Source organism: Saccharopolyspora sp. (genome assembly GCF_017434145.1).
GTDB lineage: Bacteria > Actinomycetota > Actinomycetes > Mycobacteriales > Pseudonocardiaceae > Saccharopolyspora_C > Saccharopolyspora_C galaxeae.
The window spans coordinates 1-8263 of record NZ_JAFRFW010000739.1; the positions used below are offsets into that span (position 1 = coordinate 1).

The following is an 8263-nucleotide window of genomic DNA, read 5'->3' on the forward strand; positions in this document are numbered from 1 at the left end:
GCCTGCCGGGGGCGAGGCCGCGGCTCCCGCGTCCACCAGCCCGCAGTCCGCTGGAGGCGCCTCGGGCGGCCCGCTGGAACCCAACTCACCCGCCGAGCGCGACCTGATCGCCGCGCTGCAAGCGCCGTCGCTGCACCGGCAGCCGAGCGAGGTGCCGGAGTGGAGCAGCTTGCTCGTCGGCCCCGTCTACCGCGGAACGGAGGTGCAGCTGCGATGAGGGGACTGACCGGGCCGCTGCTGAAGCTGATCGCGTTCACCGTCGTCACGGTCGTGCTCACGGCGCTGCTGGCGATGACCGTGGCCGCCTCCAACGTCGGCGGAACTTCCTCCTACGGCGCGAAGTTCGCCGACGCGTCCGGAATCGGTGAGGGCGACGAGGTCCGCATGGCCGGAGTCCGCGTCGGCCAGGTGTCCTCGCTGGAGGTCGTGGACGGCACCCGCGCGCTCGTGCGCTTCGAGGTCGACTCCGCGCGCAAGCTGCCGACGAGCACGGTCGCCACCGTCAAGTACCGCAACCTCGCCGGACAGCGCTACCTCGCGCTGGACGCGGCGATGTCGCCGGGCAAGCCGGTGCTGCCGGCGGGCGGCACGCTGCCGGTGAGCCAGACCCGGCCCGCGCTGAACCTCACGGCGCTGTTCAACGGGTTCCGCCCGCTGTTCCAGGCGTTGCAACCGCAGGACGTCAACAAGCTCTCCGGCGAGCTGATCCAGGTGTTGCAGGGCCAGGGCGGCACGATCGACAGCATCCTGCAGCACACCGCGTCGCTGACCGCCACGATGGCGCAGAAGGACCAGGTGATCGGGCAGGTCATCGACAACCTGAACGCGGTGCTCGGGCAGGTCAACTCCCGCGGCCCGCAGCTGTCCGAACTGATCACCTCGCTGCAACGGCTGGTCAGCGGGTTCGCCGAGCAGCGCGAACCGATCGGCGAGGCGGTCGGCGCGCTGGACGAGCTCACCAACACCACGGCCGGTCTGCTCGAGCAGGCGCGGCCGCCGCTGAAGCAGGACGTCTCCGCGCTCAAGGACCTCTCGAAGGGCCTCAACGCCGGGCTGCCCGGCCTGGAGCACGACCTGCAAACGCTGCCGAACCGGCTGGATTCGCTGACCCGCACGGTCAGCTACGGAAGCTGGTTCAACTTCTACCTGTGCCAGATGAACGGGACGGTCGGCATCGCCGGTCTGGACGTCACCGCGCAGGTGCTGCCGCTGCCCCTGACCGAGACGGCGACGAGGTGCCAGTCATGAGCACACCACTGCGGGACCGCGACCAGGCGACCGTCGGGATCGTCGCCCTCGGGCTGCTGATCACCGCCTGCCTGGTGGCGTTCTTCGCCAAGGACCTCCCGCTGATCGGCGGGGGCACCACCTACTCGGCGCGGTTCACCGAGTCGGCCGGGCTCACCGCGGGCGACGAGGTCCAGCTCGCGGGCGTGAAGGTCGGCGAGGTCAGCGACGTGCGGCTGGAACGTGATCGAGTGCTGGTGCACTTCACCGTCGACGACGCGCGGGTCGGCGACCGCAGCCGGGTGTCGTTGCAGATCAAGACGCTGCTGGGGGCGAAGAACCTCGCGTTGCAGCCGCAGGGCAGCGCCGAGCAGGACCCGGACGAGACGATCCCGGCCTCGCGGACCGAGGTGCCGTTCGACATCCCGGACGCGCTGGACGAGCTGACCCGCACCACCGAGCGGATCGACACCGACCAGCTCGGCCGCAGCTTCCAGGTGCTCTCCGAGACCTTGCGCGACACCCTGCAGCACTTGGGCGGCGCGGTCGACGGGCTCTCCGCGCTGTCGCAGACGATCGCATCCCGCGATCAGCAGCTTTCCGAGCTGCTGCACAACACCGCCGGGGTCAGCAAGGTCGCCGCGGACCGCAACGAGCAGGTCCGCAAGCTCGTCGAGGACGGCAACCTGCTGCTCGCGGAACTGCAGCACCGCAAGGAGTCGATCAGTTCGCTGCTGCGCGGCACGCAGGCGGTCTCCACCCAGATCCGCGGCATGATCGCGGACAACCAGGCGGACCTGAACCCCGCGCTGCGCGAACTCGAGAACGTCACCTCGATGTTGCAGCGCAACCAGGACAACCTCGCGAACACGATCGCCTCGCTCAAGCCGTACGTGACCGGCTTCAACAACACCGTCGGCAACGGGCGCTGGTTCGACGGCTACCTCTGCGGGCTGCTGCCGCCTTCGGTCAGCGCCGGTCCGCTGCAGGTCAATCCCGAGGGCTGCGATCTCGCGCAACAGCAAGGATCGGGGGGCGGACGATGAACACCGCGACCGCGCGGCATCCCGCGGCCACGGCGCTGATCGCGTTCGGCTGCGTGCTCGCGCTGCTGATCAGCGGCGGGCTGTGGTGGGCTTTCCGGAACCCGGACCTGCGGATCACCGCCTACTTCGACCGGGCGGTGGGGCTCTACGAGCACTCGTCGGTGCGCGTGCTGGGCGTCGAAGTGGGCCAGGTCGATTCGGTCGTCCCGGCAGGCGGTCAAGTGCGGGTCGACATGACCGTCGACGAGGGCGTGGCCGTCCCGGCCGGGGCGAAGGCCGTGATGGTCGCGCCGAGCCTGGTCAGCGACCGCTACGTGCAGCTGACCCCGGCCTACACCGACGGGCCGACGATGGCTTCCGGTGCGGTGGTGCCGAAGGACCGCACCATGACGCCCGCGGACCTCGACGACCTCTACCGCAGCGCGAACGCGCTGTCCCAGGCGCTCGGGCCGAATGGCGCGAACAAGCGCGGGGACCTGTCGAACCTGCTGGACACGGCCTCAGCCAACCTCGACGGCAACGGGGAGAAGCTGAACGGCACGATCCAGCGGCTCGGCGAACTGTCCGGCACGTTGGAGCATTCGCAGGGCGACCTGTTCGCCACGGTGGACAACTTGAACGAGTTCACCGCGACGCTGGCTTCCAGCGACGCGCAGGTGCAGGAGTTCTACGGCCGGATCGCCGATGTTTCCGGTTTCCTCGCCGACGAGCGGCAGCAGACCGCGGCTTCGCTGAGTTCGCTGGCGACCGCGCTCGGCGACCTGGAGGGCTTCGTCCGGGACAACCGGGAATCCGCTTCGGCGAACGTGCACAACCTGGCCGGGGTCACCCAGGCGCTGGTGGATCAGCGCGAAGCGCTCGGTGAGGTGCTGGACATCGCGCCGACCGGGGCCAGCAACTTCATCAACGCCTACGACGCCGCGTCCGGTTCCGTCGCGGTGCGGGCGAACATCAACGAGCTGACCAATCCGCCGGTGCTGATGGTCTGCAAGCTGCTGGAGCACTCCACGCCGCAGCAGGTCCCGGAGGACCTGCGCAAGGCGTGCGGTGAGTTGGCGCCGGTGCTGGACGGCACGCTCAAGCTGCCGTCGGTGGGCGAGACGGTGCACCACCTCGGCCAGGGCCAACTGCCGCCGCTGCCGTTGCCGCTGGCCGCGAACACGCCCACCGGGGGCGCTCCGGCCGCGCCGCCGAACGGGGGGCCGTGATGCGACGCCTGCTGGTCTGCGCGCTGGTGACGCTGTTGCTGTCCGGCTGCGGCACCTCGCTGTACGAGGCCCCGCTGCCCGGCGGTGCCGATCTGGGCGATGAGCCGTACCGGGTGCGCGTGCACTTCGCCGACGTGCTGGATCTGGTGCCGCAGGCCGGGGTGAAGGTCAACGACGTGACCGTCGGCAAGGTCGAGAAGATCGGGCTGGCCCCGGACAACACGACCGCGGTCGCCACCCTGGCGGTCAACGGCGACATGCGGCTTCCCGGCAATGCCGAGGCGCGGCTGCGCCAATCCAGCCTGCTGGGCGAGAAGTTCGTCGAACTCGCTCCGTCGGCGAACGAACCGGCGCGCGGTTCGCTGCGCGACGGTGCGGTGATCCCGCTGGAGCGCACGAACCGCAACCCGCAGGTGGAGGAGGTGCTGGGCGCGCTGTCGCTGCTGCTCAACGGCGGCGGAGTCGGCGAGCTGCGCGGCATCGTCGACGAGTTGAACACCGCGATGTCCGGCAACGAACCCAGAATCCGCTCCATGCTGTCCAGAGTGGACGAAGCGGTCACCCGGTTGGACGGGCAGAAGCAGGACATCACCCGCGCCCTGGACGGGCTCAACCGGCTCTCGGCCGACCTGCGCGCGCAGACCGGTGACCTGGTCGCCGGGCTGGACGGGCTGTCGCCGGGATTGCGCACGATCGAGCAGCAACGCGACCAGCTGGTGGCGATGCTCCAGTCGCTGGACCGGTTCTCCGGGGTTGCGACGCACACCATCGATGCCAGCAAGGAAGACCTGGTCGCGGACCTGCGGGCGCTGGAGCCGACGCTGCGCGAACTCGCGAAGGCGGGTTCCGGCCTGCCGAAGGCGATCGGGTACCTGGCGACCTATCCGTTCCCGGAGAACGCGATGCACCCGCTCAAGGGCGATTTCGTGAACGTGGACGTGGACCTGGATCTCGACTTGACCAGCGTGCTCGGGAATCTCTCCAACAGTTCCGGGCCGCTGCTGCCGCTGCCCGGCCTCAACGACGCGGCGCCGCAGGCACCGCAGGAGCCCGGCCGGTCCCCGGTTCCCGGCCTGCCTCCGGACTCGGCTCAGCCGGGACAGGCTCCGCCGCCCGGTCAGTCCGGCGGATTGCTCGACCACCTGCTCGGGGGGAAGTGATGTTCAGCCGAGGCACCAAGATCCGGCTGGGGTTGTTCCTGGCCATCGCGGTCATCGGGATCGGTTTCACCGGTGCCCGGTACGCGGGCGTGGACCGGTTGTTCGGCGGCAACGGTTACGCCGTCACCGTGAACATGCCCGATTCCGGCGGGGTTTTCGTCAATTCCGAGGTGACGTACCGCGGCGTGGCGGTCGGCCGGGTCACCGCGCTGCGGCTCACCGACCGCGGCATGGCCGCGGATCTGCACATCGAGAACGGAACACCGCCGATCCCGGCGGACGCGCGGGCCGCGGTGGCGAACCGCTCCGCGGTGGGCGAGCAGTACATCGACCTGCGCCCGGACGACAACCGCGGGCCGATGCTGGCGGAGGGTTCGGTGATCCCCGTCGAGCGCACCGAGTTGCCGCCACCGCCGGAGTCCCTGCTGGTGAACCTGGACAACCTGGTGACCAGCGTGCCCCTCGACTCGTTGCGCACCGTCGTGGACGAGACGGGGAAGGCTTTCCAAGGCACCGGCCCGCACTTGCAGCAGATGCTGGACAGCACCAGTTCGCTGGTCAAAGCGGCCGATCGGAACCTGCCGCAGACGACAGGGCTGCTGGACAACTCCGATGTGGTGCTGCGGACCCAGCAGCAGGAAGCGGACCGGATCACCGGTTTCAGCAAGGGTTTGCGGGACATCTCCGGGCAGCTCAAGAGCTCCGACCCGGACCTGCGGCGGCTGATCAACGCCGCGCCGCCTGCCGCGCAGGAGGTGGACGAGTTGCTGCGCACCAGCCGTTCCGGTTTCGAGAAGAGCACGGCGAACCTGCTGACCACCATGCAGCTGCTGGAGGTTCGCACGCCCGCGCTGGAGAACATGCTCGTCGCGCTGCCGATCATGTCGGCGGCCAGCCACAGCGCGCAGGACGGCGACGGCCGCGGACATCTGGGCGTGGTGCTGAACTTCTTCAACCCGCTCGCGTGCGAGAAGGGGTATGAGGACACCCAGCGCCGCCCCGGCAGCGACACCACACCGGCCCCGACCAACCGCAACATCGAGTGCCAGGAACCTCCGGGCAGCCCCACCAACGTCCGCGGCTCCGCCAACGTGCCGCGCGCCCCGATCCCCGACGCGGTAGCACCTCCCCAGCAGGGCCAGCCGCCACTACCGTTCCCGCTCAACTGACCCCTGGCCCGCGGTTTCGTTGTGAGTGAACGGCCTGTTCGCCCAATCTATTCGGACGAACGGTCCGTTCGCTCGGGAGATCGTTCGCTTGGGAAGAAGGGTGCGGGGGCGCGCCGGGGAGGAGTGGCGTGCCCCCGCCGGCCTCCGGTCGCGCGGCGCCGTGTCGGGGCTGGGCGTCGCGGCGGGCGGGAGGCCGTCCTCGGGCACGGGCGGTGGAGGGGCGGGAGAGCCGCTCGGGCCCGAGGAAGTTCACGGAACAGCCGAAGAATCCGGTGATCTTCCATGATCCGATAGGGGGACGCAGTGCGGCGGCGCCTTGCCGATCTAGGCTCGTCGTATGGCGAGTAGTGCGCGGGCACGTGCCTTGGCCGCCGAGATCCGCGAGGCGAGGAAGGCCGGAGGCTGGGAAGCCCAAGCCGTCGCGCAACGGCTGGGCTGGTCGAAGGCCACGATGTCGCGGGTGGAAAGCGGCTCGCGTGCGGTCACCGAAACCGACTTGGCGGCCATCCTCGCGATCGTCGGAGTCACCGGGGAGCGCCGCGATCGGCTGTTGGGTATGGCGCAGGAACTCGACCAGCCGGGGTGGTGGGAAACCAGTGCCACCGCCGGACTGCCGGGCCAGCTCGCCGCTGTGCTGGAATTCGAGCGCGAGGCGCGCCGTATCACCGAGTTGAACATCGCGGTCGTTCCGGGACTACTGCAAACTGCCGAGTACGCCCGCGCTGTGATGCTCGACGGCGGTGTACCAGCTCCAGACGCCGAGACCCGCGTGGCCATCCGCGTCGGTCGGCAGGACGTCGTCACCCGCCGTCGAGCCCCAGCGGGGCTGGAAGCACTGATCGACGAAGCTGTGCTGCTGCGTCCGGTAGGCGCGAGCGACGTGATGGTCGAGCAGTTGCAAAGACTGATCGAGGCCGCGAGCCTGCCGAACGTCACGATCCGAATCCTCCCGCTCGGCATTCATCCGGGGATCGACGGCCCGTTCGTCTTCTACGAGTTCGCCAAGGCGCCCTCGATCGTCCACTTGGAACACCACAGCTCCAGCGCTTTCCTCGACGAACCTGAAGATATTTCTGCTTACAGCGCGCTGCGGGATACCGTTCGCATGGCGGCGCTCAGCACCGGCGACTCCGTCGAGCTGCTGGGCAGGTACGCGCAGAAGTTGGAAGGGGAGAGAACATGACATCAAGCAAGATCACCGGGTGGCGTACCAGCAGCCGCACAAGCGCGACCCAAACCTGCGTCGAAGTCGGTGGCGCTCCGGGAATCGCGGGAGTGCGGGACACCAAGGACCGCGACGGCGGTGCCCTCCGCATCACGTCGCCACGATGGAGCGAGTTCATCAGCGCGATCAAGTCCGGTCGTTACGATGACTGATGCTGGACTGATCGCCTGCTCGGTCGGCCCATCCCGCCAGTCGACGACACGGACAGCGTCTGCTTGATCACGCAGTACGCGCATCGAATCGAGAGCGAGCCATCATGGACCTCACGCACGCCCGATGGCGCAAGCCCAGCCGCAGCTCAGCGCAAGGCCAGTGCGTCGAAGTTGCGACGAACCTCCAGGGTTTCTCTGCTGTCCGGGACAGCAAGGATCGGGACGGGAAGACCTTGGTGTTGACCACAGCGCGCTTCGCCGACTTCATCGGGTCAATCAAGGCCGGCCGGTTCGGTAGCGAAGCGCCGTGACACATGAGCAGCCCGGAGCCTGGTGCCAGGCTCCGGGCCTTCGCGCGATGAACGGCCTTCCATCAAGCCCAATTATAGAAGCATTCAAAGAAGAACAGGCGGTCGCGAGCGTATCCTCTGTTGATAACAGCGCGGGAGCTTGATCAGGCTGTCAGCTGAAGGGCATTGCGCGCGAGATCATTGGTTTCCGCGCCGTTTGCGATCGAGTGCAGAATGCCGTTGTAAACGAGATTCCACAGCTCTGGGTTCTGCTGGACATGCATGAGTAGTGTAGAGGTTCTGCGGCTGTCGCTGTCGATGAGTTTAAGCTCGCGGTTGTGTGCCTGCATCCGGATCTCGATGGAGGTCAGTTCATAGATCCGAACCCACCGTGGGCCGGTTGCGAACCACTCAGCACCAGCAGCGCACGTCACCCCACGAGCAGACAGATAGACCAAGGGTGGCCAGGGGATGATGAGAAGCCAGGACCACCACTGCGTAACCCAGCTGAATCCTTCGCCCAACAGCGTCGCGAATCCGACCATGATGATAGCCATGAGAATGGCGGCGAGGACGGCATTGCGCCGGGAGTCCTGATACCACTCCAGAAGTGGGCCCTGGCCAGCCGGTGGGTTCGGTGCAAAGCGGCTGCTGCGTTCTCGACCCGTGCCACTACAGGAGAATTCACGCGGTGCGGCCGGCGGTCGTGGCTTACCGGTGCGCAAGTGCGGACGCGGCGGCAGCTCAACACGGCCGACCTCATCTGGATTCATGAGCACCGCCTCC

General features: G+C 68.3%; 9 protein-coding genes and 1 pseudogene. 9 read left to right on the forward strand and 1 reads right to left on the reverse strand.

Features of this window, described 5'->3' with window-relative positions; all coding sequences use genetic code 11:
• From IJH84_RS20115 to IJH84_RS20155, 9 genes and pseudogenes are all read left to right on the forward strand, one after another.
• Window positions 1-217, forward strand: a pseudogene (locus IJH84_RS20115) (ABC transporter substrate-binding protein); the annotation flags it as partial.
• Window positions 214-1248 carry an MCE family protein gene (locus IJH84_RS20120; RefSeq protein WP_200069184.1) on the forward strand — a complete coding sequence of 345 codons (1035 nt, stop codon included), beginning with the start codon at window positions 214-216 and terminating at the stop codon, window positions 1246-1248. The pseudogene IJH84_RS20115 and the gene IJH84_RS20120, both read left to right, overlap by 4 nt.
• Window positions 1245-2273: an MCE family protein gene (locus IJH84_RS20125; RefSeq protein ID WP_295147517.1), complete on the forward strand. Its 1029-nt coding sequence runs from the start codon at window positions 1245-1247 to the stop codon at window positions 2271-2273. Before IJH84_RS20120 ends, IJH84_RS20125 begins: the two co-directional genes overlap by 4 nt.
• Window positions 2270-3481 (forward strand): MCE family protein, encoded by a 1212-nt coding sequence (locus IJH84_RS20130; RefSeq protein ID WP_200069186.1) that lies wholly within the window; start codon window positions 2270-2272, stop codon window positions 3479-3481. Before IJH84_RS20125 ends, IJH84_RS20130 begins: the two co-directional genes overlap by 4 nt.
• Window positions 3481-4641 (forward strand): MCE family protein, encoded by a 1161-nt coding sequence (locus IJH84_RS20135; protein WP_295147521.1) that lies wholly within the window; start codon window positions 3481-3483, stop codon window positions 4639-4641. The genes IJH84_RS20130 and IJH84_RS20135 overlap by 1 nt, the downstream gene beginning before the upstream one ends.
• On the forward strand, window positions 4641-5810 hold the full coding sequence (locus IJH84_RS20140; protein ID WP_295147524.1) for an MCE family protein: 1170 nt from the start codon (window positions 4641-4643) through the stop codon (window positions 5808-5810). The genes IJH84_RS20135 and IJH84_RS20140 overlap by 1 nt, the downstream gene beginning before the upstream one ends.
• A 364-nt stretch (window positions 5811-6174) precedes the next feature.
• The gene (locus IJH84_RS20145) at window positions 6175-6993 is read left to right on the forward strand and encodes a helix-turn-helix transcriptional regulator (RefSeq protein WP_295147527.1); all 819 of its coding nucleotides are present in this window, start codon (window positions 6175-6177) and stop codon (window positions 6991-6993) included.
• Window positions 6990-7187 carry a DUF397 domain-containing protein gene (locus tag IJH84_RS20150; RefSeq protein WP_295147530.1) on the forward strand — a complete coding sequence of 66 codons (198 nt, stop codon included), beginning with the start codon at window positions 6990-6992 and terminating at the stop codon, window positions 7185-7187. The genes IJH84_RS20145 and IJH84_RS20150 overlap by 4 nt, the downstream gene beginning before the upstream one ends.
• Before the next feature lie 104 nt (window positions 7188-7291).
• The gene (locus IJH84_RS20155; protein ID WP_295147532.1) at window positions 7292-7498 is read left to right on the forward strand and encodes a DUF397 domain-containing protein; all 207 of its coding nucleotides are present in this window, start codon (window positions 7292-7294) and stop codon (window positions 7496-7498) included.
• A gap of 143 nt (window positions 7499-7641) precedes the next feature.
• Here IJH84_RS20155 and IJH84_RS20160 read toward each other — a convergent pair.
• Window positions 7642-8263: hypothetical protein (locus tag IJH84_RS20160; RefSeq protein ID WP_295147535.1), on the reverse strand; the 622-nt coding region annotated here is incomplete at its 5' end.